The 26,046-nt window shown below is 70.4% G+C and carries 28 protein-coding genes and 2 tRNA genes; 14 read left to right on the forward strand and 16 right to left on the reverse strand.

The genetic code is table 11. From position 1 onward, the window contains the following. Window positions 1–440 precede the first annotated feature (440 nt). The 3 genes from ACQPY4_RS00595 (at window position 441) to ACQPY4_RS00605 (ending at window position 3,016) form a co-directional block, all read left to right on the forward strand. Window positions 441–1,409 carry a hypothetical protein gene (locus tag ACQPY4_RS00595; RefSeq protein WP_433331214.1) on the forward strand — a complete coding sequence of 323 codons (969 nt, stop codon included), beginning with the start codon at window positions 441–443 and terminating at the stop codon, window positions 1,407–1,409. A gap of 154 nt (window positions 1,410–1,563) precedes the next feature. Beyond that, the gene (locus ACQPY4_RS00600; RefSeq protein WP_433331216.1) at window positions 1,564–2,415 is read left to right on the forward strand and encodes a chaplin family protein; all 852 of its coding nucleotides are present in this window, start codon (window positions 1,564–1,566) and stop codon (window positions 2,413–2,415) included. Between the two features lie 100 nt (window positions 2,416–2,515). Beyond that, a complete protein-coding gene (locus tag ACQPY4_RS00605; RefSeq protein ID WP_433331218.1) occupies window positions 2,516–3,016 on the forward strand; it encodes a class E sortase in 501 nt (166 codons plus the stop codon). 67 nt (window positions 3,017–3,083) lie between these two features. Here ACQPY4_RS00605 and paaE read toward each other — a convergent pair whose 3' ends face one another. From paaE to paaA, 5 genes are read right to left on the reverse strand one after another with little or no spacing between them, the layout of a single operon-like run. After that, window positions 3,084–4,166: a 1,2-phenylacetyl-CoA epoxidase subunit PaaE gene (gene paaE / locus ACQPY4_RS00610; RefSeq protein WP_433331220.1), complete on the reverse strand. Its 1,083-nt coding sequence runs from the start codon at window positions 4,164–4,166 to the stop codon at window positions 3,084–3,086. Continuing rightward, window positions 4,166–4,660, reverse strand: coding sequence for a 1,2-phenylacetyl-CoA epoxidase subunit PaaD (paaD, locus tag ACQPY4_RS00615; protein WP_433331222.1), 495 nt, complete (start codon window positions 4,658–4,660; stop codon window positions 4,166–4,168). Before paaD ends, paaE begins: the two co-directional genes overlap by 1 nt. Further along, a complete protein-coding gene (paaC, locus tag ACQPY4_RS00620; protein ID WP_433331224.1) occupies window positions 4,654–5,481 on the reverse strand; it encodes a 1,2-phenylacetyl-CoA epoxidase subunit PaaC in 828 nt (275 codons plus the stop codon). Before paaC ends, paaD begins: the two co-directional genes overlap by 7 nt. A 9-nt stretch (window positions 5,482–5,490) precedes the next feature. Next, a complete protein-coding gene (paaB, locus tag ACQPY4_RS00625; RefSeq protein ID WP_433331226.1) occupies window positions 5,491–5,784 on the reverse strand; it encodes a 1,2-phenylacetyl-CoA epoxidase subunit PaaB in 294 nt (97 codons plus the stop codon). Then, complete coding sequence (gene paaA / locus ACQPY4_RS00630) at window positions 5,781–6,722, reverse strand: 1,2-phenylacetyl-CoA epoxidase subunit PaaA (protein ID WP_433331228.1); 942 nt, start codon at window positions 6,720–6,722, stop codon at window positions 5,781–5,783. Before paaA ends, paaB begins: the two co-directional genes overlap by 4 nt. Before the next feature lie 80 nt (window positions 6,723–6,802). On the opposite strand from paaA, the gene paaI reads away from it, so the two are divergent. Further along, on the forward strand, window positions 6,803–7,204 hold the full coding sequence (gene paaI, locus ACQPY4_RS00635) for a hydroxyphenylacetyl-CoA thioesterase PaaI (RefSeq protein ID WP_433331230.1): 402 nt from the start codon (window positions 6,803–6,805) through the stop codon (window positions 7,202–7,204). Beyond that, window positions 7,204–7,797: a TetR/AcrR family transcriptional regulator gene (locus tag ACQPY4_RS00640; protein WP_433331232.1), complete on the forward strand. Its 594-nt coding sequence runs from the start codon at window positions 7,204–7,206 to the stop codon at window positions 7,795–7,797. Before paaI ends, ACQPY4_RS00640 begins: the two co-directional genes overlap by 1 nt. A 17-nt stretch (window positions 7,798–7,814) precedes the next feature. On the opposite strand, the gene ACQPY4_RS00645 is transcribed toward ACQPY4_RS00640, so the two are convergent. After that, the gene (locus ACQPY4_RS00645) at window positions 7,815–8,303 is read right to left on the reverse strand and encodes a hypothetical protein (protein ID WP_433331234.1); all 489 of its coding nucleotides are present in this window, start codon (window positions 8,301–8,303) and stop codon (window positions 7,815–7,817) included. A 169-nt stretch (window positions 8,304–8,472) separates the two neighbouring features. Further along, a tRNA-Arg gene (locus tag ACQPY4_RS00650) sits at window positions 8,473–8,545 on the reverse strand. A 296-nt stretch (window positions 8,546–8,841) separates the two neighbouring features. Here ACQPY4_RS00650 and ACQPY4_RS00655 point away from each other — a divergent pair. Continuing rightward, complete coding sequence (locus tag ACQPY4_RS00655; protein ID WP_433331236.1) at window positions 8,842–9,297, forward strand: hypothetical protein; 456 nt, start codon at window positions 8,842–8,844, stop codon at window positions 9,295–9,297. Between the two features lie 116 nt (window positions 9,298–9,413). Next, a tRNA-Ser gene (locus tag ACQPY4_RS00660) sits at window positions 9,414–9,505 on the forward strand. A gap of 41 nt (window positions 9,506–9,546) precedes the next feature. Here the strand turns inward: ACQPY4_RS00660 and ACQPY4_RS00665 are convergent. Next, entirely contained in the window at window positions 9,547–10,344 is a 798-nt protein-coding gene (locus ACQPY4_RS00665; protein WP_433331238.1) for an alpha/beta hydrolase family protein, read from the reverse strand. Between the two features lie 113 nt (window positions 10,345–10,457). Between ACQPY4_RS00665 and ACQPY4_RS00670 the strand changes: the two genes are divergently transcribed. The 5 genes from ACQPY4_RS00670 to ACQPY4_RS00690 all read left to right on the forward strand — a co-directional run bounded on the left by ACQPY4_RS00670 (window position 10,458) and on the right by ACQPY4_RS00690 (window position 16,406). Beyond that, complete coding sequence (locus tag ACQPY4_RS00670) at window positions 10,458–11,576, forward strand: PucR family transcriptional regulator (protein WP_433331240.1); 1,119 nt, start codon at window positions 10,458–10,460, stop codon at window positions 11,574–11,576. Window positions 11,577–11,656: 80 nt separating this feature from the next. Continuing rightward, window positions 11,657–11,830, forward strand: coding sequence for a hydrophobic protein (locus ACQPY4_RS00675; RefSeq protein ID WP_433331242.1), 174 nt, complete (start codon window positions 11,657–11,659; stop codon window positions 11,828–11,830). Window positions 11,831–12,136: 306 nt separating this feature from the next. Continuing rightward, window positions 12,137–13,102 carry a hypothetical protein gene (locus ACQPY4_RS00680; protein ID WP_433331244.1) on the forward strand — a complete coding sequence of 322 codons (966 nt, stop codon included), beginning with the start codon at window positions 12,137–12,139 and terminating at the stop codon, window positions 13,100–13,102. A 109-nt stretch (window positions 13,103–13,211) separates the two neighbouring features. Continuing rightward, window positions 13,212–14,999: a PKD domain-containing protein gene (locus ACQPY4_RS00685; protein ID WP_433331246.1), complete on the forward strand. Its 1,788-nt coding sequence runs from the start codon at window positions 13,212–13,214 to the stop codon at window positions 14,997–14,999. Window positions 15,000–15,032: 33 nt separating this feature from the next. Further along, window positions 15,033–16,406 (forward strand): PKD domain-containing protein, encoded by a 1,374-nt coding sequence (locus ACQPY4_RS00690; RefSeq protein ID WP_433331248.1) that lies wholly within the window; start codon window positions 15,033–15,035, stop codon window positions 16,404–16,406. A 55-nt stretch (window positions 16,407–16,461) separates the two neighbouring features. Here ACQPY4_RS00690 and ACQPY4_RS00695 read toward each other — a convergent pair whose 3' ends face one another. The 8 genes from ACQPY4_RS00695 to ACQPY4_RS00730 all read right to left on the reverse strand — a co-directional run bounded on the left by ACQPY4_RS00695 (window position 16,462) and on the right by ACQPY4_RS00730 (window position 24,084). Next, the gene (locus ACQPY4_RS00695; RefSeq protein ID WP_433331250.1) at window positions 16,462–17,091 is read right to left on the reverse strand and encodes a sulfotransferase family protein; all 630 of its coding nucleotides are present in this window, start codon (window positions 17,089–17,091) and stop codon (window positions 16,462–16,464) included. A gap of 43 nt (window positions 17,092–17,134) precedes the next feature. After that, window positions 17,135–18,175 (reverse strand): type III polyketide synthase, encoded by a 1,041-nt coding sequence (locus ACQPY4_RS00700; RefSeq protein ID WP_433331252.1) that lies wholly within the window; start codon window positions 18,173–18,175, stop codon window positions 17,135–17,137. A gap of 11 nt (window positions 18,176–18,186) precedes the next feature. Beyond that, a complete protein-coding gene (locus tag ACQPY4_RS00705; RefSeq protein ID WP_433331254.1) occupies window positions 18,187–19,554 on the reverse strand; it encodes a condensation domain-containing protein in 1,368 nt (455 codons plus the stop codon). Continuing rightward, complete coding sequence (locus ACQPY4_RS00710) at window positions 19,555–20,142, reverse strand: hypothetical protein (protein ID WP_433331256.1); 588 nt, start codon at window positions 20,140–20,142, stop codon at window positions 19,555–19,557. Next, window positions 20,132–21,325 carry a hypothetical protein gene (locus ACQPY4_RS00715; protein ID WP_433331258.1) on the reverse strand — a complete coding sequence of 398 codons (1,194 nt, stop codon included), beginning with the start codon at window positions 21,323–21,325 and terminating at the stop codon, window positions 20,132–20,134. The genes ACQPY4_RS00710 and ACQPY4_RS00715 overlap by 11 nt, the downstream gene beginning before the upstream one ends. Window positions 21,326–21,382: 57 nt before the next feature. Next, window positions 21,383–22,144 (reverse strand): LuxR C-terminal-related transcriptional regulator, encoded by a 762-nt coding sequence (locus ACQPY4_RS00720; protein WP_433331259.1) that lies wholly within the window; start codon window positions 22,142–22,144, stop codon window positions 21,383–21,385. Between the two features lie 132 nt (window positions 22,145–22,276). Beyond that, window positions 22,277–22,924 (reverse strand): response regulator transcription factor, encoded by a 648-nt coding sequence (locus ACQPY4_RS00725; RefSeq protein WP_433331261.1) that lies wholly within the window; start codon window positions 22,922–22,924, stop codon window positions 22,277–22,279. Next, window positions 22,891–24,084 carry a sensor histidine kinase gene (locus ACQPY4_RS00730; RefSeq protein ID WP_433331263.1) on the reverse strand — a complete coding sequence of 398 codons (1,194 nt, stop codon included), beginning with the start codon at window positions 24,082–24,084 and terminating at the stop codon, window positions 22,891–22,893. The genes ACQPY4_RS00725 and ACQPY4_RS00730 overlap by 34 nt, the downstream gene beginning before the upstream one ends. A 602-nt stretch (window positions 24,085–24,686) precedes the next feature. Here ACQPY4_RS00730 and ACQPY4_RS00735 point away from each other — a divergent pair. Together ACQPY4_RS00735 and ACQPY4_RS00740 are read left to right on the forward strand one after the other, a co-directional pair. After that, entirely contained in the window at window positions 24,687–25,379 is a 693-nt protein-coding gene (locus ACQPY4_RS00735; RefSeq protein ID WP_433331265.1) for a LuxR C-terminal-related transcriptional regulator, read from the forward strand. Window positions 25,380–25,434: 55 nt separating this feature from the next. Beyond that, window positions 25,435–26,043, forward strand: a complete 609-nt coding sequence (locus tag ACQPY4_RS00740; protein WP_433331267.1) for a helix-turn-helix transcriptional regulator — start codon at window positions 25,435–25,437, stop codon at window positions 26,041–26,043. The last annotated feature ends 3 nt before the right edge of the window (window positions 26,044–26,046 follow it).

The raw sequence follows: 26,046 nt of genomic DNA on the forward strand, positions 1-26,046 counted from the left end.
CGAGGGACCTTGCCCTCCGCTGGGCAATACTTTCCATTGAGATCATCATCGACGGCCCGGAAGGGGTCCGTTAAAGGACTTCACGTTCAACTCGGACATTTCGGGATGACGAAGTCTCGTACCCAAAGCGCACCACCGGTTCGCGTAAAGATTGGGTCGTGTCGGGTCGGCGGCGCGGCGCCACGGCTAGGACGCGCCTAGTGTGACGTCCGGTCAGAGTCGGCGCCCCCGCTCTTTGGCCGGCGGCGGGCGCAGCCCGAAAAGCATCCCTTGTACAAGGCTGTGCTCGCCGCTTTCAGCGGGTGGCGCCGATAAAACCCAGAAGAGACACACCGAACAATCGGCTGACAATCGAGAAGCCGCGTATCGCGGTGCTATCGTCCTCGACCCGAGGACGAGATCGTCCTTGAGTCCACCAGTCGTCAAAGGAGTCTCCACCCATGCGGACGCCGGAGTTTTTCCACACGGGGGCGCGAACGCCCCAGGTGTGGCTCCGGCCTGCGCTGGCGACTCCCGCGATCCGGCTGCTGGCCACGGTGGCGTTCTCCTTCGTCGGCTGGTTCTTCCTCGCGCTGATGATGTCGCCGCCCTCGCACGCCGCGACCGGAACGGGCGAGTCCTGCCCCGCCGAGCACGCGTGCGGCGGTGAGCTGCGGTCCCTGGTCTCCGAGGTGAGCGAGCTCGGCCGGGTCGAACCCGGCATGCTGCCGCCGTCCGTCCAGCGCCACCTGCCGTCCGTCAAGCGCCACGCGGCGTCACTGGCCGACAGCACCGGGGTCGGCCGGACGGTCTCCGAGAGCGTCCGGAAGGTCGCCCCGCGCAAGCACGCGCTGCTGCCCGCGGCCGGCCGCATCACCAAGCGCGTCCTGGCCCCGGTGCGCACGCACCGGCAGAGCGCCCAGCGCCCGTCCGCACTGGACCTGTTGCTGGGCAGGCAGGACCCGCCGCCCACCGAGGCGGACAAGCAACTCGTCGGCGACCTCGTCGACCGGCTGTTCCCGTCCACGCGGCCGCGGCTGATCGATTGGGTCGCGCAGCTCACCACGGGAACTCCGGCCACACTGGCCCCGGCCATCGAGCCGGGGCAGAGGGTCGCCACGCTCGCCGGGACGCCCGACCAGGCGCGGCAGTCGCTCGACGACGGCCGCTCCGCCGGGGCGTCCGGCCATGACCGCGACCGTCACGCGACGGGCACCGACCTTCCGGGGTCGCCGCTCGCGCCGGTCACCGGCGGCGACGGCGGAAGCGGCACCACGCACACCTCCGGCGGCCAGCACCTGAACTTCGGACTGGACGTTCCGCAGCAGGCGCTGCAGGGCGCGGCCCGGTCGTTCTTCACACCGCTCCACGCGCTCACGAGCCTGAAGGACGTCGCGTTCTCAGGCTCCCCCGGGGTCGTCCCCGACTAGGCACCTCCGGTCCCACGCGGGCCCGAGCGTTTCGCCGTTCCCTTCCAGGGCGCCTTCGCGCCCCTTCGTTCCAGAAGTCTTCCTTCCCGCAGCGATGGCCCACCGCGCCATGGCTGTCCGCAACACATCCACACCGAGAAATCAGGAGCACAGAATGCAGAACTGGGTCAAGAACACGGGCCGCGCCGCGCTGACCGCCGTCGCCGGCATCGCCATCGGTTCCATGGTCGCCTCCGGCTCCGCCCACGCCGACACCACCAGCGGGGACTTCAGCATCCTGGGCGGCAACCAGGTCAACGCCCCGATCTCCGTCCCGATCAATCTCAGCGGCAACGCCGCCTCGCTGCTCGGCGCGGCGCACGCCGCGTCCACCGGCGGCGCTCACGTCAACAACGTCCACCAGGACGGCGGCACGATGCACACCTCCGGCAAGTGGTCGATCGGCGGCGGCAACCAGGTCCGCATCCCGGTCAGCGTGCCGATCAACCTGTGCGGCAACTCCATCGCGGCCGGCGCCGTCACCAAGGCCGCCTGCACCGGCTCGGCCGTCGTGAACAACAAGGACCACGCGCCGGGCATGTACACCTCGGGCAAGTTCAGCATCCTGGGCGGCAACCAGGTGAACGCGCCGATCAGCGCGCCGATCAACGCCTGCGGCAACGCCGTCTCCGTCCTCGGCGTCGCCAAGGCCTACTGCTCGGGCAGCGCCACGGTGAACAACCTGGCCAAGGAGACCCTGCCCTCGACCAGCCGCAAGCTGGTCAAGACCCCGCTGCTGGACAACAAGACCGGCACCAAGACCAGCACCAAGACCGGCCTCATCCCGTCCACCAAGCGCCTGGCCGGGGCCGACGAGATGCCCGAGCCCGCCAAGACCCTGCGCGCCCTGGTGCGCTCGGTCGGCGTGCCCGTCCCCGGCGAGGACAACGCCGAGTCCTTCCGTCCCGGCCTCACGGTGACCAAGGGCCTGCCGGTCGCGATGGCGGGCAACCCCATCCTTCGGTGACGTCACGAGCACGGGGCCTGGGACCGGTACCAGGCCCCGCGCTCGGCACCCTGACCACGCTCCCGAGGGGACGGTGGCGTCCCCTCGCCGAGGAGGCACCATGAAGACCCTCACTCCTACACGCGCGGGACTGACCGCCCTGGCGACCGTCACGACCCTGGCGGCCACGCCCGGCGCCTCGGCCGCGGAGGCGTCCTTCGCGCGGCTGCACATTCCCAGGATCGGCCTCTCCCAGCAGGTCTACGAGGGCATCTCGTCCTCCGACCTCCACCGAGGCATCGGCCACTACCCGGGCACGGCCTACCCGGGAGCCAAGGGCAACTCCGTCTTCCTGGGCCACCGAACCTCAGGCGCCGCACCGTTCCGCGACCTGGACCGTGTCCGGATCGGCGACCACATCAAGTTCACATCGGGCTCGCGCACGCACAGGTACCGCATCACCAGCCGCAGGATCATCAGCCCGAGCCAGACCGAGGTGCTGGAGCCCGTTCCCTTCGAGCCGGGCAGCGCACCCCGAGAGAAGTACGTCACGCTCATCACGTGCCATCCCAAGGGCTCCGACGCCATGAGACTCATCTACATCGGCAAGGCGGCCCCTTAGCGGCCCCTGAAGGAACACCCCTCAAATGGAGCGAGGCACACCATCCCGTGCCTCGCTCCATTCTCTTTCAGCTGTCGTAGTCGACCGTGAGGGCGTCGGAGACCGGGTAGCTCTGGCACGTCAGGACGTACCCGGCCTCGACCTCGGCGGGCTCCAGCGCGAAGTTGCGGCGCATGTCGGCCTCGCCGCCGGTGACGCGGGCGCGGCAGGTGCCGCAGACCCCGCCCTTGCAGGCGAAGGGCAGGTCGGGGCGTGACTGCTGGGCCCCCTCCAGCAGCGTGCGGCTCCGCGCCAGGGCGGCCACCGTGCTGCGCCCGTCCAGGATGACGGTGACCTGGCTCAGCGGGCCGTCGGGCACCGCGTCCTCGTGGTGGACGGTCCAGGCCGGCTCGTCGTCGGCGTGGAACAGCTCCCGGTGGACGCGCTCGGCGGGGACCCCGAGGTCGGCGAGCGTCCGGCGCGCGTCCTCGACCATCGCGTGCGGCCCGCACAGCCACCAGTGCCCGGCAGTCTCCACCTCGACCAGCGACCCGACCAGCGCCTTCAGCCGCTCGGCGTCGATGCGTCCGCTGAGCAGATCGGCGTCGCGGGGCTCGCGGGACAGCACGTGCGCGACCTGGAAGCGGCCGGTGTACAGGTCCTTGAGATCGGCGAGCTCGTCGGCGAACATCACCGTGCCCGTGCGCCGGTTGCCGTAGAAGAGCGTGACCCGGGACTCCGGGTTCGCCGCGAGGACGGACTCGGCGATCGACATCATCGGGGTGATGCCCGCGCCCGCGGCGATCAGGACATGGTGGCCGGGGGTGTCCAGGTCGGGGGTGAACCGGCCGGTCGGGGCCATGACCTCCACGGCGTCCCCCGGCCGCACGCCGTTCACCAGCCACGAGGAGAACAGGCCGTCCGGTACGACCCGGACGCCGATGCGCAGCGGCCCGCCCGCGGGCGAGCAGATGGAGTACGAGCGCCGCTCGTCGCGTCCGTCGATCTCCCGGCGCAGGGTCAGCGTCTGGCCCGGCGCGAAGGCGAACTCCGCCGCCAGCGCGCCGGGGATCTCGAAGGTGACGGCCGCGGCGTCCTGGCACAGGGACTCGACGGCCGCGATCCGCAGGCGGTGGAAGCCCGGCCGGCGACGGGCGGCGACGGGGGCCATCAGATCTCCTTGAAGTGCTCGAACGGTTCGAGGCAGGCGCGGCAGCGCCACAGGGACTTGCAGGACGTGGACCCGAACCGGGACGTCTCCTCGGTGTCGGACGCCCCGCAGCGCGGGCAGGACAGGGCGCGGCGGGTCGGCGCGAGGGTCAGCGTGATGCGCCCGCCCGCCTTCGCACCCGGGGGCGCGATGCCGTGGTCGGCGAGCTTGCGGCGTCCCGCCGGGGTGATCCAGTCGGTCGTCCACGGCGGGTTGAGCACGGTGCGGATCCGGACCCGCTCGAAACCGGCCTCGCGCAGGCGCCGGTCCATGTCCGCGCGCATCTCGGCCATCGCCGGGCAGCCCGAGTACGTCGGGGTGAGGCTGGCGACGACCGTCCCGTCGTCCTCGACCTCCACCTCGCGCAGGACGCCGAGATCGGCGAGGGTGAGCATCGGGAGCTCGGGGTCGGGGACCTGCTCCGCGACCCGCCGGGCGGTGTCGACGGTCACCATGTCGCCTCCGGGTGGGCCCGCGCGACGCTCTGCAGCTCGGCCAGGAGCGGCGCGAGATGCTCGGTGTGCTCGCCCCGCTCCGCCGCCTCCCCGGCCATGTCGGGGAAGGTCAGCGTGGCCGCGTCCATGACCTCGCGCAGGACGGCCATGACCTCGTCCCGGACGGCCGGGTCCGACGCGAACAGGTCGGGGACATACGGGGCGACCTCGTCCAGGGCCTTCACCATGCGCCGCCGCGACTCGCGGGTGCCGTCGCCGAGCCGCACCGCCCACTCCGCCGCGTACTGCCGGTGGTAGGTCAGCTCCTTCACGCCCTTGGCGGCGATCGCCGCCAGCACCGGGTCGGGCGAACCGGCCAGACGCTCGAACACCGCCAGCCGCCAGGACGCGAAGACCAGCAGCCGCACGGTCGAATACGCGAAGTCGCCGTTGGGCGGCTCGGTGAGCCGGACGTTGCGGAACTCCTCCGGGCCGCGGGCATAGGCGAAGGCGTCCTCGTCGCGTCCGGTCCCGTCGACCTGACCGGCCCGCGCGTACAGCAGCCGGGCCTGGCCGAGGAGGTCGAGCCCGATGTTGGCCAGGGCCACCTCCTCCTCCAGCTCCGGAGCGCGCGTGCACCACTCGGCCAGCCGCTGGGCCGCGACCAGGGCGTCGTCGCCCAGCGCCAGGCACAGCGCGGCCAGCTCGGCGGCGTCCACCCCCTCGGGCAGCGCGGTGTCGACCCCGTGCAGCGGGTCCTCGAAGCCGGTGCCGAACGCCCAGCGCGCGTCGCCGTCCGGATGCTCCTCCGTCAGGGACGCGTAGACGTCGTCGTGGCTCATCCTCGGCTCCTAGATGTGCGGGACGTCATCGGGGATGTCGTAGAACGTCGGGTGCCGGTAGACCTTGTCGCCGCTGGGCGCGAAGAACGGGTCCTTCTCGTCCCGGGTCGACGCGGTGATGTCGGCCGAGCGCACCACCCAGATGCTCACGCCTTCGTTCCGCCGCGTGTACAGGTCCCGAGCCCGCGTCAGGGCCATCCGGTCATCGGCCGCGTGCAGCGACCCCACATGCACGTGGTTCAACCCGCGCTTCCCCCGCACGAACACCTCGAAAAGCGGCCACTCACTCCTGGTATCACTCATGCCGCCGCCTTCCGCGCCTGCTTGGCCGCATAGGCGCTGGCCGCCTCGCGAACCCAGGCGCCCTCGTCATGCGCCGCGCGCCTGCGCTCGACGCGCTCGGCGTTGCAGATGCCGTCGCCGCTGATGACGCGCTGTAGCTCCGACCAATCGGGGGTGCCGAAGTCGTAGTGCCCGCGCTCCTGGTTCCAACGCAGCTCGGGGTCGGGCAGCGTGACGCCGAGCCGGTCGGCCTGCGGCACCGACATGTCGACGAACCGCTGCCTGAGCTCGTCGTTGGTGTGCCGCTTGATCTTCCAGGCCATGGAGCGCGCCGAGTTGGGGGAGGAGTCGTCGGGCGGGCCGAACATCATCAGGGACGGCCACCACCAGCGGTCGACGGCGTCCTGCACCATCTCGCGCTGGCCGTCGGTGCCGCGCATCATCGTCATCAGCAGCTCGTAACCCTGCCGCTGATGGAACGACTCCTCCTTGCAGACGCGCACCATCGCCCGCGCGTAGGGCCCGTACGAGCTGCGGCACAGCGGCACCTGGTTGCAGATCGCGGCGCCGTCGACCAGCCAGCCGATCACCCCGACATCGGCGAAGCTCAGCGAGGGATAGTTGAAGATCGACGAGTACTTCTGGCGTCCGGTGATCAGCCGGTCGGTCAGATCGGCCCGGTCGGCGCCGAGCGTCTCGGCGGCCGAGTACAGGTAGAGGCCGTGGCCGGCCTCGTCCTGGACCTTGGCGAACAGGATCGCCTTGCGCCGCAGCGAGGGCGCCTTGGTGATCCAGTCTCCCTCCGGCTGCATGCCGATGATCTCCGAGTGGGCGTGCTGCGCGATCTGCCGGACCAGCGACCCGCGGTAGCCGTCGGGCATCCAGTCCCGGGGCTCGATCCGCTGGTCACGCTCGATCGTGGCGTCGAACCGCTCCTGTAGCGGCGAGTCTGTGCTCATGGGAACCGCTTCCTTACCGACCATTCGTTCGGTTATTATTGTGACCTTCCACGGCCGCGCTTGTCCAGACGAGGTGGAGAATGACCGAACCCGACGGGCCGGCGTCCGTGCTGGCGATGCTCGCCGCCGACGAGGCGTCCCGCGGCCTGGGCATCGAACTCCTGGAAGCGGGCACCGGCGTCGCGACCCTCCGCATGACCGTCACGTCCGCGATGGTGAACGGCCACGGCATCGCCCACGGCGGCTACCTGTTCCTGTTCGCCGACAGCGCCTTCGCCTGCGCCTGCAACAGCCACGGCCCCGTCACCGTCGCCGCCGGAGGCGACATCGACTTCGTCGCCCCCGCCCGCGAGGGCGACATCCTGATCGCGACCGCCCGCGAACGCGTCCGCTTCGGCCGCAGCGGCCTGTGCGACGTCACCGTCAGCCGCGGCGACGAGGTCATCGCCGAGTTCCGCGGCCGCAGCCGCACGCTGCGCTGATGGCCCGCCGCGGCCGCCCCGGCTACGACCGCGACTCCCTCCTGGAGGTGGTCGTCACCGCCTTCAACGAGCGCGGCTACGACGGCACCGGTATGGAGGAGCTCTCCAAGCGCCTGGGCATCTCCAAGTCGGCCATCTACCACCACGTCTCCGGCAAGGACGAACTCCTCGGCCTCGCCGTCGACCGCGCCCTGGGCGCCCTGTTCGCCGTCCTGGACGAGCCCCCGGCCGCCACCGCCACCGCCACCGCCCAGCTCGAACACGTCCTGCGCCGCAGCGTCGAGGTCCTGGCCGCCGAACTCCCCTACGTGACCCTTCTCCTCCGCGTCCGAGGCAACAGCCCCGTAGAGCGCCGGGCCCTGGAGCGCCGCCGCGAGTTCGACCACCGCGTCGCCGACCTCGTGGCCAAGGCCGCCGCCGAGGGCGGCGTCCGCAAGGACATCGACCCCCGCCTCACCAGCCGCCTCCTCTTCGGCACCGTCAATTCCCTCATCGAGTGGTACCGCCCCGACGGCGACCTCCCCGTAGAAACCCTCGCCACCGCCCTCACCACAATCCTCTTCAACGGCCTCCACACCCACCCCGAACCGTAAGCGCGAGCCGGGCTTCGTCAGTGGTGCGAGTGGGGGTTCGGCTGACTCGCCTGGACGGTGCGCAGGTAGGCGTTCACTGGGGGAAGCCCCACCAGCACGGCCGCCACGCCCGATGTAGCGACGCCGACCAGGGCGAGGAACACCATCGCCGCGTCGGCCGCATGGCCGGCCACCTCCACGACGAAGAGCGACAGATGGACGAGCGAGATGGCGCCGGTCACCACCCAGAGCGTGACGCGCCCTGCCTCCCGTCCACCGAACACACGCGGAATCGCCCAGCAGAGCGCACACAGCGCGATGACCAGCAGAATCCAATAGACGCCGTACTGGACGACTATTCGCTGACTCACGCCCGCTTCGAACTCCACGACTTCTGAAGACTCGACGAGCTCGACCACGTCGTAGGCGTTCCATGTCATCAAGGCGAGCAGCAGTGCCAGGAGCGACCAGGCGGCGCCCACGAGAGCTGCCGCGGCGGTGAGCTGACCAGGACGGCTGAGAGACATGTGATCTCCAAGAGGGGTTTCTGGGCTTGGACGCCTCCCCATCACAAATGGTTCATGGCCCACTCCGCACGGCCTTCGCCCCAGCAGAAGGTGAGCGCGTTGCTACATCCGTGCCCACAAAATGATCAAGGCGCCCCTTGAGTTCAAGGGACGCCCTGGTGAGAAGGTGCGCAGCCGGAGGGATTCGAACCCCCAACCTTCTGATCCGTAGTCAGATGCTCTATCCGTTGAGCTACGGCTGCGTGCAGGTCGCTGACCTGCGGGTTTGGTGCTCGGACACGCTATCACGGGGTGCGTTTCGGTGAATGCGCCTCGCGGATGCGGGTCCTGCGGCCAGGAACCAGTGTAGGGCACCGGCGGAGGTGACTCGAACGGGTTTGGGGGTGTGGGTGTGCGAGCGGGGGTTCCCGGATCTGGGGTGAGCAGGGTCACAGAACCCGGAGCGACGGATTAGCGACAAAGAGGTTATCGAGACACAAGTGACCTGGGCGGCTACCCTCGTCCCGGTGAACCCCCCGCTTTGAAGGAGCAACCCCCTATGCGTATGTCTGCCACCCAGCTGGTCGGTGCCCTCGCCATCGGCGGCGCGGTGCTGACCTCCGCCGCCTGTGGTCCGGTGGACGCCGTGACCGGCGGCGGAGACAAGAAGGCCGCCTGCGACAACATCAAGAGCGCGGCGGAGAAGCTGTCCTCGTCCGCGCAGACCACGCCGGACATCAACAACCCCGGCGCGGGCCTGAGCAACACCGCGCAGAAGCTGAGCGACTTCGCTTCGACGGTGCGCAGTGAAGGGGCCAAGGCCGGTGGCGACGTCGAGTCCTCGGCCACCAAGTTCGCGGGCGACATCGACACCGCGGCCAACGCGCTGCGCTCGGCGTCCTCGAACCCCGCCGGTGCCGCCGGCAGCATGGGCAAGATCAACGACATGAAGGCCAGCGGCGAGGCCCTGTCCAAGGCCTGCGGCTTCAGCGGCGGCTTCCGCATCGGCAGCTGACCCCGTCCGGCCGTCCCCCGACCCTGCGGGGGACGGCCGTCCGTCGCTATGCTGGACCCTTGCTTTGCCGGGTGACGCAATCACCCGGTAACCTGTTCTCGGCCTTCTGGCCTTCTGGAGGATTCGCCTAGTCCGGTCTATGGCGCCGCACTGCTAATGCGGTTTGGGTGCAAGCCCATCCGGGGTTCAAATCCCCGATCCTCCGCCATCTGACCTGTGGGGTTGCGACCCCACAGGTCTTTTTTGGTTCTAAGGGACCAGGGGGTTGCGGAGGGTTTCGGACCAGGTTTTGGTGTCGGTGCAGATGCCGCAGTTCGGGCCGTAGAACTCGGTGCGGGCGTCGGGGTCGTTCATGAGCTGGAAGCGGAACCAGGCGGTGGTGGGGCCGGTGAAGGGGCCCGGGTCGCCTACGGGTGTGAAGTGGTCGGCGTCTCTGACCTCGCCGTAGATGGCCGGAATGTGGTCGGCGTCGTCGTAGAAGGCCTTCACCATGGCCGGACGGACGGTGGTGTCGTTCTGGCCGGCCATGAGGAACGCCGGGCCGTGCACCTTGTCGATGTCGGCCAGCGGGCCCGGCTGGACGGGGAGGATCGTGTCGACGCGCGGGTCGGCGCCGACGACGATGGCCGCGGCGCCGCCCTGGGAGTGGCCGGACGCGCCGATGTGCTCCAGGTCGACGCGGCCGTGGAACTTGCTGCTCGTGTCCTTGTCGCGCTTGGCCAGGTCGTCGATGCCCGCGCGCATCTCGACACCCGAGTTCGACATCGGGGTGTTGGCGGCCGAGACGATGAAGCCGTGGCTGGCCCATTGCGCCAAGAGGTCGCGGTAGACGCCGGGGACGGCGCCGGTCCCGTTGCCCCAGACGATCACCGGGTGGCGGCGGGTGCTCTGGGCGATGTTCTTCGGGTAGTACAGGGTGTTCACCGGGCCGGTCTCGACGGCGGTGGCGTGGGGACCGGGCTTGCTCCAGTCGGTGGTCTCGGCTGCCGCGACGGGCGATGCCAGGGTGGCGGTCAGGGCCGTGGCCAGGAGGGTCAGGCGCAACACGGGGGCTCCTCGGGTTGGTGGGGACTTCATGATGGGCGCGCAGCCTTCGGGCTGTCAGTGAGCACTTGCGGCAACGGTTGACCGGTTTGTTTGGGTGATGTGACGATTACGCTATGACTGGGCTTCACGAGCGGATGGCGGCGCGGCTGCCGGAGCTCACGCGCAGGGTGGTCGCCCGGTGTGCCGATGAGGTGCCGTTCTACCGGGATCTGCCGCGTGAGACGCTCGATGGTCAGGTCAGCGAGTCGGTGCACGCGGCCCTTCTGCTCTCGCTGCGGATGATGCGGGATCCGGACTCACTGCGTCCGGCCGAGCTGACCTGGCTGGTGGAGCTGTCGGCGCGCCGGGCGCGCGAGAGCCTGCCGCTGGAGGCGGCACTGTCCGGCTATCTCATCGGGGCGCGGGAGTGGTGGCGGACGGCGGCGGAGCTGGCCGAGCCCGGGGAACTCGCCGAGGTGGGGGGACGGCTGCTCGACGGCCTGCGGATCGTGATGTCCACGGTGGCGCTGGCGCACCAGCAGGCGCTGGAGGATCTGCGCAGTGAGGACAAGCGGGCGCGGCGGGAGTTGCTCGCCGCGCTGTTGGACGGGCATCCGCATGAGGCTCTGGCCAAGGCGGCGCGCGTCGAGGTCGCTCGGCTGTGTGTGGTCATGCTCGACTGCACGCCGCGTCCGCCGGAGCAGTTGCTGCAGTCGGCGCTGGACGCGCAGGCGGGTGCGCTGGTGCTGGCCGATCATGCCGAGGGCATCGTGCTGGTGCCCGGAGAGATCGTCCCGGAGTCGCTGGTCGCCGGGCTGGAGGACGCACTGGAGGTGTCCGTGCTGGCCGCGGCCGCCGAGGCGGGCAAGCCCGGTGATGTTCCGCAGGCCGCCGACGAGGTGCGGCGGGTGATGGCCCTGGTGCGGAGGCTGGGCCGGCCGCCGGGTGTCTATCGGTTCGAGGACGTTCTGCTGGAGCATCAGCTCGCGCGTCCCGGGCTGGCGCTGACGCGGTTGGCGGGCAAGCTGGCGCCGCTCGCCGAGCACGACTATCTGCTGCGGACGCTGCGCGCCTTCGTCCAGCATGGACGCAACCGCCGGCAGACCGCCCTGGGCCTGCACATCCACCGCAACACCCTCGACTACCGGTTGCAGCGCATCACCGCGCTGACGGGGCTCGACTTCGGTGTCCCGGAGCAGGCGCGCGTCATCGAGGCCGCCCTCATCGCCTGGGACCTGACGCGCGACGAGTAATGGTCGTTTGAGAGTTGTGGCGGTCATTCGGCATGAGGGTTCGGGTTTTGGGCACACCTGGCGCCGAGGAGGCGACGAAGATGCCGTGGTTGATGATTCTCGTTCTGATTCTGGCGCTGCTTCTGCTGGGTGCCGGATTCGCGCTCAAGGTTCTCTGGATCGTGGCGGCCGTGGTTCTGGTGCTGTGGCTGCTGGGTTTCGTGGCCCGTGGAACTGGGGCTTCCGGCCAGCGGGGACGTTGGTACCGCTGGTAATTCCGTCGTAGTGCGCCGCCCCGCCTTCGCCCCCGAAGGCGGGGTGTTCGCGTTTTAGATGTTGATCGTGGGTTTCTGATTTTCCTTTCGTTTGGTGGGGGTGGCGCAATATCTTGGTGGCGCCTTCACATGTCCTCGGCCATGGAGTGAGCCCGCTTGGCCGGGTGGCGGGAGCAGCGTCGCTGCGGTGGGGGTGACGGGCGCGCGTGCAGGGGCGGGCGCCCGGGGTTCACCAAAACGGTTCATGGGTGTTAAGTAGTGAAATCGTTGGGGTGACGACGCGCTGCGCAGCCTTTGGAGGCGTTGATGTCGACCAGGCCGGCCTCGGAGGCTCCTGACGAGCGGCTACGCGCCGAGTTGCGGCAGGCGTTGCGAACTGGACCGTTCTCGGCGGCGCTGCATCTGGCGATCGAGGCGAGCGGCCGGACGCTGGACGAGATCCAGATCTGGCTGGCCGAGCGCGACGCGCGGGTGAGCGTTCCGACGTTGAGCTACTGGCGGCGGGGACGCAGCAGGCCCGAGCGGCCGGGGTCGCTGCGGGCGGTTCACCTGCTGGAGCAGTTGCTTGAGGTGCCCGACGACTCGCTGATGGCGCTGCTGGGGCCGCGGCGGCCTCGGGGGCGGTGGATCGGGCACACGCCGGGGAGCTTGGATTTCGGGAAGCTGTTCGACGATTCGCGCCCGCTGGATCTGCTGAACGTCGTGGGGGCGCCCGCTCGGGGAGCGCTGAGCCGGATCATCACCGAGGTCACCATCACGGTGGACGGCGACCGGCGGACGACGTCCATTCACATGCGCGAGCTCGTCCGGGCCAACGTCGACCGGGTCTCGCGGTGCGGCGCGCTGTATCTGGCCGATGAGCAGCCACGGAACCCGCCGACGCTGGGAGGCGTGCGGTACTGCCGGGTCGGGCGAGTCAAGATGGACCGGTCCGTCGGGCTGGTCGCGGCGGAGCTGATCCTCGACCGGGTGCTGGACGCCGGAGACCGGGCGCTGGTCGAGTGGGACTGGCAGTTCTCGCCGGGGATGCGGATGACCAACTACGAGTACCGGTTCTCCGAGCCGACTCGGGAGTACATCCTCCAGGTGCGGTTCTCGCCGGACGCGGTCCCCGCGCAGTGCCACCGGTACGACCGGCGTACCGCGACGTCGGCGGAGGGCAACGACCGGGAGCTGTGGATCGGCGGTTCGAACACCGCGCTTCTGTCGGAGTCCGACGTCCCCGCCGGGATCGTCGGGATGCGGTGGGAGTGGCCGGAGATCGCCGGTTAAGGCGTTAACAGTTTTGGTGCGGGCGTCCCTCCGCCCGTCTTAAGAGGTCTAGTCCGCTTTGTCTGGCGCGACGTACGTTCCCGTGTGGTCCCGATCACATGGAGGAACCGTGCGAAAATGGAGATGGCGCGCAACCGTCGCGTCCACGCTCTTCGTCGCGGCGAGTACCGGAGTCGCGCTGGCCATGCCGGCCGCGGCGGCCGGTACACCCGCTGAGGCCCCGGTCGTGAGCTTCGCCAAACACCCCGTCCAGGGCTCCTATCTGGTCACGCTGGCAGCGGACCGCGCGGCGGTGCGGAGCGCCGGCGCCACCGCGCAGGCCGCCGAGTCCCTCACCGAGCGTTATGGAGGAACGCTCCAAGCCACGCTCACCGAGACGATGCGAGGCTTCACCGTCAGGAACCTGTCCGCGAAGGGCGCGCGTCAGCTCGCCGCGCACCCCGACGTCGCCGAGGTGCGGCAGAGCGGACGGGCGGGCATCGGCGGACCGGGCGGCACCCAGAGCAACCCGAGGAACTGGGGGCTCGACCGGATCGACCAGCGCGACCGGCCGCTGGACAGCAAGTACACCTACCGCAACGACGGCGCGGGCGCGACCGTCTACATCGTCGACACCGGCATCCGCTTCAGCCATCAGGAGTTCGGCGGACGCGCGAAGAACGGCGTCGACCTGCATGCCCAGCCGAACGGCGGCAACGACTGCCACAAGCACGGCTCCCATGTCGCGGGGATCGTGGGCGGCAGCACCCGCGGTGTGGCCAAGAAGGTCAACCTCGTCTCCGTGCGCGTCCTCGGCTGCGACGGCTTCGGCGAGGACATCGACGTGGCCAACGCGGCCGAGTGGATCGCCGCGAACGGCGTCCCGAACTCGGTGGCGAACCTCAGCGTCTACACCGACGACCCGGACGTCGCCGCTCCGGCGATCAAGGGCTCGATCGCGAAAGGTTACCAGTGGTCGCTGATCACCGGTAACAACGGCGGCAACGCCTGCAACTACGGGCCGGGCGGCCAGGTCCCCGAGGCGCTCCAGGTGGCCAACGCGACCAGCAGCGACACCCGCGCGGGCGACTCCAACTCCGGAAGCTGCATGGACCTGTTCGCTCCGGGGTCGAACATCGACTCGGCCTTCCACAGCAGCGACACCGCTTACGGGACGCTGAGCGGCACCTCGATGGCGGCGCCGCACGTGGCGGGCGCCATGGCGCTGAGGATCTCCGAGGCTCCGAACCAGACCCCGAAGCAGCTGCACGACTACATCATGGGCGAGGCGAGCACCGGCAAGATGTCCGGGATCTCGTCCGACACCCCGAACAAGCTGCTGTACGCGAACCCGCAGGGGACCAGCAGTGGCGAGCCCAGGGCCGCGTTCGAGGCTTCGTGTCCGAGTGGTGGGCTGAAGTGTTCGTTCGATGCGTCGGGGTCGTCGGATCCGGATGGGTCGATCGCGTCGTACAAGTGGTCGTTCGGTGACAGCACCAGTGGTGATGGTCGGACGACGGATCACACCTATGGTGCGGCTGGTTCGTACAAGGTGACGTTGACGGTGACCGACAACGAGGGCAAGACCAACAGCACTGAGCGGACGGTGAATGTCGGTAGTACTGGTGGTCAGAACCCGACGGCGAGTTTCGCTTCTCCGCAGTGCCAGGGGTTGTCGTGCTCGTTCAATGCCAGCGCTTCGAAGGACCCGGACGGCAGCATCGCTTCCTACGCGTGGGACTTCGGTGATGGCACCAAGGGTTCGGGTGTGACGACCAATCACACCTTCCCCAGCAAGCAGGCCACCTACACGGTGACGCTGACGGTGACCGACAACAGCGGTAACACCGGCACCACGTCCCGCAAGGTCCAGTGCTTCTCCTTCGGCACCGGACAGGGATTCTGCTTCCCCGGCTAGAGCCTTTCCTCCCCACCAGCAAAGGCAGAGAAAATGCGAAAACTCGTCCATCTCCTCGGCGCCCTCGGGGTCGCGGCCGGTCTGTCGATCGCCGCTCCTCCGGCACTGGCCGACCCTCCACCGCCCCCGGCCGACGCCACCCCGATGGTCATCAACGGCCAGCAGGCGACGGTGCAGGAGTTCCCCTTCATCATCTCCCAGCACCGCACGGGCGGCGCCCGTCCGACCGAGCAGTCGTGCACCGGCTCGGTGGTCGCCAAGCGGATCGTGCTCATCGCGGCGCACTGCAAGTTCGCGCAGGGCGAGAAGTACCTCGTCTACGGCCGTGACGATCTGGCCAACACCAGCACCGGTACCCGGATCGAGATCGAGGAGTACCGCACCCACCCCAACTACAACGCCAACGACGGCTGGCGCACCGGCTGGGACGTCGCGGTCATCATCGCCAAGACCGACATCCCCACCCCCGCGGGAATGGCGTACCCGCCCATCGCCAAGTCCGGCGACTCGCTGCCGATCGGGACCCGAGGCACGGCGGTCGGCTACGGCAAGTCCGACAAGGACGACGCGCAGAAGAACACCAAGCTGTGGAAGACGATTCTCCCCGTCGTCGACGGCCAGAACTGCAAGAACATCAACTTCCAGTACGACGACCGGTACATGAACTGCAGTGGCTACGGCGACGGCAGCACCGGTCTCTGCCAGGGCGACAGTGGAGGCCCGTACCTGCACAACGGCAAGATCTACGGCGTCTTCTCCTGGCTGCGCACCGACTGCGCGTCCTACAACGCCCACGGCAAGATGAACGGCGTCATGGGCGACTGGGCGAACCAGCAGATCGGCGGCACCACGCCGCCCGGTGACCCGAAGGCGGCGTTCGAGGCTTCGTGTCCGAGTGGTGGGCTGAAGTGTTCGTTCGATGCGTCGGGGTCGTCGGATCCGGATGGGTCGATCGCGTCGTACAAGTGGTCGTTCGGTGACAGCACCAGTGGTGATGGTCGGACGACGGATCACACCTATGGTGCGGCTGGTTCGTACAAGGTGACGTTGACGGTGACCGACAACGAGGGCAAGACCAACAGCACTGAGCGGACGGTGAATGTCGGTAGTACTGGTGGTCAGAACCCGACGGCGAGTTTCGCTTCTCCGCAGTGCCAGGGGTTGTCGTGCTCGTTCAATGCCAGCGCTTCGAAGGACCCGGACGGCAGCATCGCTTCCTACGCGTGGGACTTCGGTGATGGCACCAAGGGTTCGGGTGTGACGACCAATCACACCTTCCCCAGCAAGCAGGCCACCTACACGGTGACGCTGACGGTGACCGACAACAGCGGTAACACCGGCACCACGTCCCGCAAGGTCCAGTGCTTCTCCTTCGGCACCGGACAGGGATTCTGCTTCCCCGGCTAGTCCGTAAACCCGATCTGCGAGCCCCCGTGTTCAGGTGCGCGGGGGCTCGCGCGGGTCAGGACCTCCGGTCGGCGAGCATGGCGGCGAATTGGGCCCGGTCGTTCTCGTGCGGGAAGGGCTCCTCGGGGACGGGGACGCCGAGGAACGCGCAGAGCGGCTCCCACCCCTGGCTCACCGAGAAGACCAGCAGGCGCTCGGGCGGGATCTCGCGCCGGACGGCCTCGTTGTGCCGGACGAAGATCTCCTTGGCATGGTCGGCGTCCTCGAAGCGGCCGCCGAACACGCCGTCCCAGACGACCCGCATCGACATCTCGCGCAGCCGGGTGAGCGCCGGGTTCCGGCCGTCGTCGGGGGCGATCGAGGCGCTGTAGATGCTCTCGTGGGCGCTCTGGTACCAGCGGTCCGGGTCGCGCTCGGTGAGGATCACCTTGGCGTCCGGATAGTGATCGGCCAGCTCGCGCCAGAACCGGGCGCCGGGCCAGTCCACGCTCGCGTTGTAGCCGCGGTAGATCTCGTCCCAGTCCGTGGGCCCGCCGGTGGCGGCGTGCGACCAGGCGGCGATCTCGTCGGGACGGTCCAGCAGCGGCAGCATGTGGTGGCAGGGCCCGAAGCCGAGCCGTTCCAGCGCCGCCTTGAGCGAGAGCGTGCCCGTGCGTCCGAACCCGGCTCCGATGACCTTGAGCATGAGTGTCTCCTTCCGAGGAACTTGTGGCGGCCCGGCGGCGGGCCTACGCGCCGCGCAGCAGCGTCGCCCACAGGGTGGCGCCTGGGCCGAAGGCCAGGGCCATGGCGTGCTCGCCGGAAGCGAGCGGCCTGGTGCGCTGGAGGCGTTCCAGGACGCCGAGCACGGCGGGCGCCGCGGTGTTGCCGTACTCGCGCATCGCGGCCCGGGACTCCTCGACCGACGCCTCCGGGAGCCCCAGCTCCTCCTCGACACGGTCGATGATGCGGCGTCCCCCCGGGTGTAGTGCCCACCACGTCATGTCTTCATCGCGGAGGCCGTTTCTGGTCAGGAGCGCGTCGACGGGCTCGCGGACGGCCGAGGCGACGACGTCCGGCATGGTCGGGGCGAGCCGGATGCGCATCCCGTCGTCCCCGACATGGACCTGGAGGTCGTCGGCGAACTCGGGCGCGGTGAGCATCGCGCCGTCGACGACGTCCAGCCCGGGCAGGCCGGGCTCGCCGGGACGCAGCACGACCGCGGCGGCGCCGTCGCCGAACAGGGTCAGGACGATCGCGCGCTCCTTGTCGTAGGGCGGCGCCTGGAGGTGCGGGGAGAACAGGTCGACGCAGAGCAGCACGGCCGGGCGGCGGTGCACCTCGACCCAGTTGCGGCAGGCGGCCAGCGCGGGCAGGGCCGCGTAGCAGCCCATCGGGCCGAGCGAGAGCGACTCGGTGTCGCGCGGCATGCCGAGCTCGTGGAGCAGGCCGTCCAACCCGGGGGCGGAGTGGGTGGTCGTGGTCGCGGTCGCGAGCAGGCCCACCTCGTCGGGGCGCAGGCCCGCCCGGCCGAGCGACAGCGAGATCGCCTCGGCGCCGAGCGCGCGGGCGTCGCGCAGACCGCGGTCCATCCGTTCCCGGACGCTCCACCGCCGCGGGTCCTCCACCAGCGGGTTGACCGCCATGCCCTTGGCGTCGATCGCGGAGCTCTTGATGACGCGGGCGACCTCGTCCCCGCCCGGGTCGGTGGCGAAGAGCGCGGTGAACTCGTCGAGCTTGACCGCTGGCGGCGCGGTGAAGGAGACGTCGGCGATGCGTGCCGTCGGCATGGGTACCTCGCTTAGGAAGTCTGGGCGGGACGGAGGAATCGCTCGACGGGCTCGATCTCCTTCAGGTACAGGTCGCGTTCGACCAGTGCCAGGAGCAGCCGCTCGATTCCGGTGAGGAACGCCCGGATGGCGGGCGGGGGGAGGTGGGCCGTGTCGGCCAGCAGGCTCAGCCGGACGGCGGACGGGTCGTCCAGCACCTCGAACACTTCGAGGAAGAAGGTGACGCTCGCCCGCTCGACCTTGTTCTCCCAGGCGAAGACGGACTCGCCGTGCGGCGCGCCTTCGGGGGCGGTGTCCGCCCTGATGGGCGTCCACAGGTCGTTGAAGCCGACGCTCAGCTCGACGTCGGCGGCCTCGACCAGGGCGGCCGCGGCGTCGGCGTCGAACTGGCCGTGGCGCTGGGCGCGCAGGGAGGCCGTCCAGGTGGCGCGGACGGCGTCCTCGAAGGTGTCGCCGCCGAGGTCGATGACGCTGAGGACCTCCTGGGCCAGGTTGCCCACGGAATGGCGGAGCTCGCGCTTGGTGCGGTTGCCCGCCATCAGCCGGACGGCGCACCGGTCGAGCCCGGTGTAGCCGCCGATCATGACGGCCGCGGCGGCGAGCAGGACATGGGTGGCGCCGACCCGGTAGCGGGCGGCCAGCAGGTCGAGCGCGGGCGGGACGGCGTGCGAGCGCAGCCCGCCGCGCCAGAACCGGGGGGACGCCGGTTCGCCGGGCGGCGCGGGGAACATCGTGCGGGGCGCGGCGTCGAGCTCGCGCCGCCAGTGGTCCAGGGCCCGTTCCAGGGTGCGCCGCCCCTTCTCGGTGTGCTCCTGCGCGGCCTTCTCGATCGGCTGGGTGATCGGGGGCCGCTCGGCGGCGTCGTCGCCGAGCAGTTCGACCAGCTCGGCGGCCAGGACCTGGCTGCTGAGGAAGTCGGCGGCCAGATGCGCCATCCAGAGCTGGAAGAACACCGGACGGCCGTCGATCAGGCCGACGCGGGCGCCGAACGGCAGGTCGGTGCGCGGGTCGTGCCGGACGCCGGGCGGCAGCGGCCGCCAGTCGCCCACGATCCCGTACAGCTCGTCGAGGGTGTCCAGGGCGATGATCTCGATGCTCAGCTCGCCCCGGCGCCGGACCTCCTGGACGAGCCCGCCCCGGCCGTCCTCGCGGAACAGCGTGCGCAGCGACTCGTGGCGCTCGACGAGTTCCCTGAGCCCGTCGAGCACCCGGTCGAGGGTCGTCCCCGGGGGCAGCAGGCCGCCGGAGGACATGTCGGCGAAGGCCGGTTCGCCCGGCCGGTGCATCTTGCGCCAGAAGTCCCACTGGCCCACGGTGCAGGGCCCGGTGGTCGCGCGGGTCCCCTCGAACGTGAACCGGCGCGGGGTGAGTTCGATCATCTATGCCCCCTCGAATCGTTGGAGCAGCACGGATCGCCGCTCCGCCTCGTACTGGATGTCGAGCCAGGACGGCAAGGCCGGATGCGGGGTGAGGAAGCGGGGCGCCAGGGCGGCGCGGTACCCCGGCCACGCGGCACCGGGACGGTGGGGCCGGGTGGAGGCGGGGAGCGTGCGTCCCGGCGACTCGTCCGGCCCGTTGACCCAGCGTTCGGCGGCGTCCACCCGGGCCAGGGCGTCCTCCGGCGCGAGGTGCGACAGCGCGGCCCAGGTGAGCGCGCGGGTGGTGAAGCGGGCGTCGCGCAGCTCGGGGAAGTGCTCGGCCGCGGTCACGATGGGCAGGACGGCCCGCGCGGTGAGGGATTCGCAGGCGAGCATCGAAAGGACGGGCCCCGGGGCGCCGTCGTCGGCCCGCATCGGGGCCGGCCACACCCGCGCCTCGTCCCGGGCGCCGCACAGGCGGCAGCCGACCAGACGCACCCGGACCGACGGCCCCTCCCGCCCCGTCGCCACGAACGGCGGCGTCAGCAGCCCGCACCGGGCCTCGCGCCGGGCCATGCCGGTGACGAGTTCGGCCAGCTCACGCAACATGGTCGGCGCCTTTCGCCGGGCGGTCGCGCGTTGCCGGCCGGTCGGAGCCGGTCGTGGTGTGCGGGTGCGCGACAAACCCGTGGGGTGGGTTCGGTGTGGTGGCGCCTTTCGCCGCGGCCAGGCCGCATTGGGTGGCGGTGACGCCGAGGGCGGTGAGGGCGGCCCGGCCGGAGTCGCCGGCGGCGGTGTGGTCGGCGGCCGAGAGGCCGGAGTCGACCCAGGTCGCGATGGCGGCGTGGGTGAGCGGACCGCCGCCGGGGGGCGGGTCACCGGCGCGGGCGGCGTCGGCGCCCAGCAGGAAACCGGCGGCCCAGATCTCGGTGCCGGGACGCACGAGGTGGGCGGGAAGTGCGGCCAGGTGCGGGTCCGCGGCGGAGAGGATCGTCTCGGGGGCGACGCGGGCGAGCGCGCAGGCGTCGTGCCAGTACCAGCCGAACTGGTGCTCGACGGGCTCGCCGTGGACGATTCGCAGCCCGCAGCGGGATTCGAGCAGTTCCACGGTGTAGGGGCCGGGGTCGAGCTGCTCGGCCATGGACCAGTGGCCGGGGGGCGGCGGCCGTTCCGGGGCCAGGACGGTGGCGTGCAGGCGGCCGTGGTGGCCGACGATGGTGGGGTCGTGCCCGTGGTCGAGCAGGTGCGGGACCGTGGCGGCGACCGGGACGCCCTGCTTGCGGCAGAAGATCACCACCATCTCGTCGTCGTCCTGGACGTCGTCGGGGATGCCCGCGAGGTAGGCGGCCAGCCGCCGCGCCTGGTCGACGGGGAGGACGAAGCCCTGCGTGGGCGTCCATTCGGCGGGGGCGAGGGGGGCCCAGGCCGTGCCCGCCACGGCGGCGCGCCGCACCAGGTAGGAGTTCTGGGGGCTGTCCCAGTGGGAGTACATCGAGATGCCGTGGTCCGGCCGGGCCGCGACGGCCGCGCGCAGCTGGGCGGCGAAGCCGGGGACGGGGACGATGTCGTCCTGGAGGACGAGGTGGTGCGTCACCCCGTCCTCGATGTCGGCCCAGGCCCGCTTGGCGGTGCGCAGCGGGCTCGGCACGCCGTCCGGGTCGGGGTCGGCCACGACCCTGGGGGCCAGCGGCCCGCACGCCTCGATCAGCCGCGGCAGCCGTTCCGTCCGCCGCGGATGGTGCATGATCACGGTGCCGATCCGGATCGGCGTCCCGCTCGAACCGTCTGACATTGTCCCGTCCCGCCCGAAGATCGTGGGCGGCCGCGTGCCGCGGCCGCACCGACATCCTCAGGCGGGGGAGGCGACCGCCGTAATACCCGGGCGGCCACGCAGCCGGTCGGCCGGTCGGACGGCCCGGGCGGGCATGCCCATTCGGTCGGAGGGGCACGCGACGGCGCAGGAGTGCGGCGGGCGCCGGTCGATGGCCCGCCAGGTGAAGCCCAGCTCCAGCCGGCTCCGGACGCCCAGCGCGTTCATGATCGTCGTGACATGGCGCTGCACGGTCCGGATCGAGATGCCGAGCCCGCCGGAGATCTCGCGGTCGGTCATCCCGGACTCCAGCAGCCGCAGGACGCGCAGGTGCACGGCGGCCAGGCCGTGGTCGCCGGCCTCGCCCGGGACGGCGGCGTCCCGCCAGAACCGTTCGAAGATCGCCACCAGCGAGGACAGCGCGGTGGCGGGCTGGCAGACCAGCGACCAGTCGGCCAGGGACGGCTCGACGGCCAGCGCGGCGACGCGCCGGTCGACGATGACCATCCCCATGGGGACGTCCAGATGGATCCGCGCCGCCTGGCCCGGTGGCGGCGCGGCGAACCCCTCGGGCAGTGGCGCGCCGTGCTGGACGACCAGCCGCGTCTCGACCGGGGGCCGGTCGGTGAAGCCGTCGAGGTCGAAGCCGCAGGGGACGAACGCGAGGATGTCCCGCGTCGCCGACGCGACCAGTTCCGCGATCGCCCGTCTTCGCTCATGGACGGGGTCCTGACCGCCGGGATGGCCGCTGTGGACGGTGTTCGGTGAGGTGAGAGCGGCTTCGTGCACACTCGTGGACATGGATGTTCCTCCGGTGCTCGCCGATGATCATCAGCGTATGAACCGGTGGTCTTCCCCTGGAACCGGGAGAACCCTGGAATCGGGGTAGGGAACTCCCGGGTGACACCTCTGGTGACAGGGCGCCCGGGATGCCTACTGTGCCTGGAGAAAGAGCAGGACGGCCTGGACGCGCCGGTGCAGCCCCACGTCGTGCGGGATCTCCAGCCGCTCCAGGATGTTGGTGACGTAGCTCTCGACGGTCTTGCGGCTCAGATGCATCCGCTCGGCGATGGCCGGGTTGGTCAGGCCCTCGGCCATCAGCGCGAGCACCTCGCGCTCGCGCGGCGTGAGGCGGCCGACCGGGCCCGCGGCCCGCTGGCGGGCCATCAGCTCCTCGACGATCGCCGGGTCGATGACGGCGCCCCCCGACACGATGCGGTCGAGCGTGGAGACGAGCTGGTCGATGTCGACCACCCGTTCCTTCAGCAGGTAGCCGACATGGCCCTCGCCGCCGTTGACCAGGTTGAGGGCGTAGCCGATGTCGATGTGCAGCGAGAACAGGAGCACCGAGACCTCGGGATGCTCGGCGCGGATCCGCTCGGCCGCCTCCAGGCCCTCGGAGCCGAACGTCGGGGGCATGCGGATGTCGACGATCGCCGCGTCCGGCGGCTGCCGCTGGATCTCCTTCAGCAGCGCCGGCGCGTCGCCGACCGTGGCGGTGACCTCGAGGCCGCGAGAGCGCAGCAGTGCCGCGACTCCCTCGCGGATCAGGACCGCGTCGTCTGCGATGATGACACGCAAGGCATTTCCGCGATGATCACCGTACCTCCCCCGGCAGGGCTGCTCACCACGAACCTACCCCCGACCGCCGACACTCGCTCCGCGAGCCCGAGCAGGCCGGTTCCGTTCGGGTCGGCGTTGCCGATACCGTCGTCGGCGACCGTGACCCGGAGCACCTCGTCGCGGGTCTCCAGACCGACCGTGATCCCGTCGGCGCGGGCGTGCCTGACGGCGTTGGTCACCGCCTCCGAGACGAGGTAGTAGACCGTCGTGGCTAAGGATGCGGGCAGGTCGGCGTCCGGCCGTCCCTCGACGGTGACCGGTACCGGGGTCGCGGCGGCCAGCTGCCGCAGGGCCTCCTCAAGACCCTGCTGGAGAGGTCCCGGACGGCCGCCCCTGGCGAGTTTGCGCAGCTCTTCCAGTGCCTGCTGGAGCTCGCCCGCGGCGGTGTCCAGATGCTGGCGGATCTCCGGCGCGGCCGTCGACTGGAGCTGTCCCCGGGCCAGCTGGACCGCCAGGACGGCGTTGACCAGCCGCAGCTGGGCGCCGTCGTGCAGGTCGCGCTGGAGACGGTGGCGCGCGTTCTGCACCTGGACGTCGGCCGTCAGCCGCAGCAGGTCGCGGTCGGTCGTGGTGCGGGCCAGCCAGAGGTGGAGCATCCCGACGGCGACGGTGACGGCGAGCAGGATCTGCAGCCCGACGCCGGTGGCGTTGTAGGGGAGCCGGAGGGGACGCGTGACCGGGAGCGGCAGGAGGTAGGTCAGCAGGCTTTCGACCCCGATGTGCACCGCGATCGCGATGCCGAGGGCGCGGGCGGGGACCAGTTCGCGGTGCGGCGACCGCGTCCAGCGCCGCACGAGTATCACCGTCAGCAGCAGCGCGGCCACCGCCGTGTGCAGGTGGGCCGTGACCGACGTCATGGAGGCGGTGGCGCTGCGCCCCATGGAGACGCACGACAGGCAGGGCTCGAAGGCGCTGCGGTCGAGGGTGAGGTAGTCGAGGTACAGCGAGAGCGGGAGCATGAGGGTGACGGCGAGGGTGGATCGCTCCAAGCGGCTGCTGGTCCTGCCGTCGGGAAAAAGGATCAACGTGCTGATCAGCAGCGGCGCCGGGAGGGTGCGCGACATCAGCGTGATCTCCTGCGGTACCTGGTCGGGGGCGAAGACCAGAAAACGCAGCAACCACGCGAATCCGAGTGTGAGAAACAGCACTCCGATTCGAACTTCGGAGTGCTGTCTGGCGAGGATCGAGCCGCACGCGATCGCGGCCCAGGCATTCATGAAAACGGCCGCGGGAAAGAGCAGGTCATTGTCCTGCGAATGCGTGACGACCAGAATGGTGCCGAATATTCCACCCACGACCGTGGTGGTTATGAGGATGAAGGTCCAATATTTTGTGGAGCTCAGAGATGCCATGCGCATGGGGTGGGCCGTCTCTGTCAGGCGGGTGAAGGACTTCCCTGATCATCATCATAGGTCCGGCCGGGGCTCGAAGGTCCCCGGCGGTGTGAGGACAACCTGCGAACTTTTCGTGGGCGCCGTTCGTCTCGGTGTCACCGTCCGGCGGCGCCGAGTCACCATGCCCGCGCGTGGGACCAGCGGTTATGGCCCGGTGTGATCAGCCATTCACTTTTTGTATTCAATAGTAAATTGATAGGAATAGTTATATAGGTTCTCAATCGGGGAGCACTCCCGGGGTGTCTTAAAAGCGTCATGCCCCTTGTTCGGGCCAGTCGTCAGGGATGTCATAGGGCCATCGGGGAAGACTGAGACGGGAGTGTGCGATGACGCATGTGATCGCAGCAGGTCAGCCGGAGGCCACCACCCTCAGTGTGGCGATCGACGTCGGCAACGAAGTTCTGGCACGGGGGCTGGAGGACGTGCTGCGCGGCCTCGCGAGGGTCGCGGCCGTCCGGCACTGCCGCAACGGCATGGAAACCGGGCTTCTGTTCCGCTCGGGCGGTGTGGACGTGGTCATCATGACCAGCGCGGAGGCGGCCTGGCTGCGCGAGGCCCGCGGCGGTGAGCACGACAGGCGCGCCAAGGCCCTCGTCCTGCTGGACGAGACCGAGGTCGCGCAGGCGGCGGTTCCGGCCTCGCTCCCGGCCGACGGCTTCCTGGTCCAGCAGGAGCTGACCGCCGAGGCCCTGGGCGACGCGCTCGACCGGATGGCGCGCGGCGAGATCCCGATGCCCGCTCGCCTCGCGCGCCGCCTGCTCACCCACGCCGGAACGCCCGCGCGCGCCGAGGTGCCCAGGCCGGTCAGGCTCACCGCCCGCGAGCAGGAGACGCTGAACCTGCTGGCCGAGGGGCTCAGCAACAAGCAGATCGCCCGGCGCCTGTCGATCTCCGACCACGGGGCCAAGCGGCTGGTGACCAGCGTCCTGCTCAAGCTGGGCGCGCCCAACCGCACGACCGCCGTCGTCACCGCCATCGGCGCCGGGATGATCGGCCACCCCCGGGAGGCCGTCCACTGAGGCCCTGGTGACGACGGAGCCGCCGGACCTTTGTGAAGATGTTCAGGTGTCATCGATGATGCCCTCCCCTCCGCACAGCGACGACCTCCACACCGCCGACGGACGCAAGCTCGTCGAGGCGTACATCGCCACGGCGCACCAGGACCTGCTCATCCTGCTCCCGGCCCCGGGTGACGAATGGACGAGGATGCGACGGGCCATCAGGCCCGCCGCGCGCCGGGAGACCCGCGTGGTCGTCAGGACCCGGCCCCGGCGGCGCGCCGGGCCGTCCGGCACCCCGGCGGGCGCCGCGCCCGAGCTGCGCGTCTCGCCGCTGCTCACGGCGTTCCTGCTGGTGGCCGACCGCCGGGTGGCCGTGCTCGGGGACGAGCGCGGCCAGCTGCGGATCGTCGGCTCGACCGAGCACATCGAGGAACTGGTCGCGATGTTCGAGCAGGCGTGGGAGCAGGCCCGCCCGCCGCTGGACGCCGACGGCGACCGGCTGCGGGCCGAGATCCTCAACCGCCTGGCCGTGGGCGCCACCGACGAGTCGGTGGCCAAGGAGCTCGGGGTCTCGCGCCGCACCGTCCAGCGCCATGTCAAGAAGGCGATGGAGGAGCTCGGCGTCCGCAGCCGCTTCGAGCTCGGCATGCGCCTGGCCTCCGGCGAGCCCGCTCCCGGCTGAGGC

Source organism: Spirillospora sp. CA-294931 (genome assembly GCF_050946795.1).
Lineage (GTDB): Bacteria > Actinomycetota > Actinomycetes > Streptosporangiales > Streptosporangiaceae > Spirillospora.

Bases quoted from the DNA above. Each gene is read 5' to 3' on its own strand.
- ACQPY4_RS00595 (WP_433331214.1), top strand. From the start codon at position 441: ATGCGGACGCCGGAGTTTTTCCACACGGGGGCGCGAACGCCCCAGGTG.
- ACQPY4_RS00600 (WP_433331216.1), top strand. From the start codon at position 1,564: ATGCAGAACTGGGTCAAGAACACGGGCCGCGCCGCGCTGACCGCCGTC.
- ACQPY4_RS00605 (WP_433331218.1), top strand. From the start codon at position 2,516: ATGAAGACCCTCACTCCTACACGCGCGGGACTGACCGCCCTGGCGACC.
- paaE (WP_433331220.1), bottom strand. From the start codon at position 4,166: ATGGCCCCCGTCGCCGCCCGTCGCCGGCCGGGCTTCCACCGCCTGCGG.
- paaD (WP_433331222.1), bottom strand. From the start codon at position 4,660: ATGGTGACCGTCGACACCGCCCGGCGGGTCGCGGAGCAGGTCCCCGAC.
- paaC (WP_433331224.1), bottom strand. From the start codon at position 5,481: ATGAGCCACGACGACGTCTACGCGTCCCTGACGGAGGAGCATCCGGAC.
- paaB (WP_433331226.1), bottom strand. From the start codon at position 5,784: ATGAGTGATACCAGGAGTGAGTGGCCGCTTTTCGAGGTGTTCGTGCGG.
- paaA (WP_433331228.1), bottom strand. From the start codon at position 6,722: ATGAGCACAGACTCGCCGCTACAGGAGCGGTTCGACGCCACGATCGAG.
- paaI (WP_433331230.1), top strand. From the start codon at position 6,803: ATGACCGAACCCGACGGGCCGGCGTCCGTGCTGGCGATGCTCGCCGCC.
- ACQPY4_RS00640 (WP_433331232.1), top strand. From the start codon at position 7,204: ATGGCCCGCCGCGGCCGCCCCGGCTACGACCGCGACTCCCTCCTGGAG.
- ACQPY4_RS00645 (WP_433331234.1), bottom strand. From the start codon at position 8,303: ATGTCTCTCAGCCGTCCTGGTCAGCTCACCGCCGCGGCAGCTCTCGTG.
- ACQPY4_RS00655 (WP_433331236.1), top strand. From the start codon at position 8,842: ATGCGTATGTCTGCCACCCAGCTGGTCGGTGCCCTCGCCATCGGCGGC.
- ACQPY4_RS00670 (WP_433331240.1), top strand. From the start codon at position 10,458: ATGACTGGGCTTCACGAGCGGATGGCGGCGCGGCTGCCGGAGCTCACG.
- ACQPY4_RS00675 (WP_433331242.1), top strand. From the start codon at position 11,657: ATGCCGTGGTTGATGATTCTCGTTCTGATTCTGGCGCTGCTTCTGCTG.
- ACQPY4_RS00680 (WP_433331244.1), top strand. From the start codon at position 12,137: ATGTCGACCAGGCCGGCCTCGGAGGCTCCTGACGAGCGGCTACGCGCC.
- ACQPY4_RS00690 (WP_433331248.1), top strand. From the start codon at position 15,033: ATGCGAAAACTCGTCCATCTCCTCGGCGCCCTCGGGGTCGCGGCCGGT.
- ACQPY4_RS00695 (WP_433331250.1), bottom strand. From the start codon at position 17,091: ATGCTCAAGGTCATCGGAGCCGGGTTCGGACGCACGGGCACGCTCTCG.
- ACQPY4_RS00700 (WP_433331252.1), bottom strand. From the start codon at position 18,175: ATGCCGACGGCACGCATCGCCGACGTCTCCTTCACCGCGCCGCCAGCG.
- ACQPY4_RS00705 (WP_433331254.1), bottom strand. From the start codon at position 19,554: ATGATCGAACTCACCCCGCGCCGGTTCACGTTCGAGGGGACCCGCGCG.
- ACQPY4_RS00710 (WP_433331256.1), bottom strand. From the start codon at position 20,142: ATGTTGCGTGAGCTGGCCGAACTCGTCACCGGCATGGCCCGGCGCGAG.
- ACQPY4_RS00715 (WP_433331258.1), bottom strand. From the start codon at position 21,325: ATGTCAGACGGTTCGAGCGGGACGCCGATCCGGATCGGCACCGTGATC.
- ACQPY4_RS00720 (WP_433331259.1), bottom strand. From the start codon at position 22,144: ATGTCCACGAGTGTGCACGAAGCCGCTCTCACCTCACCGAACACCGTC.
- ACQPY4_RS00735 (WP_433331265.1), top strand. From the start codon at position 24,687: ATGACGCATGTGATCGCAGCAGGTCAGCCGGAGGCCACCACCCTCAGT.
- ACQPY4_RS00740 (WP_433331267.1), top strand. From the start codon at position 25,435: ATGATGCCCTCCCCTCCGCACAGCGACGACCTCCACACCGCCGACGGA.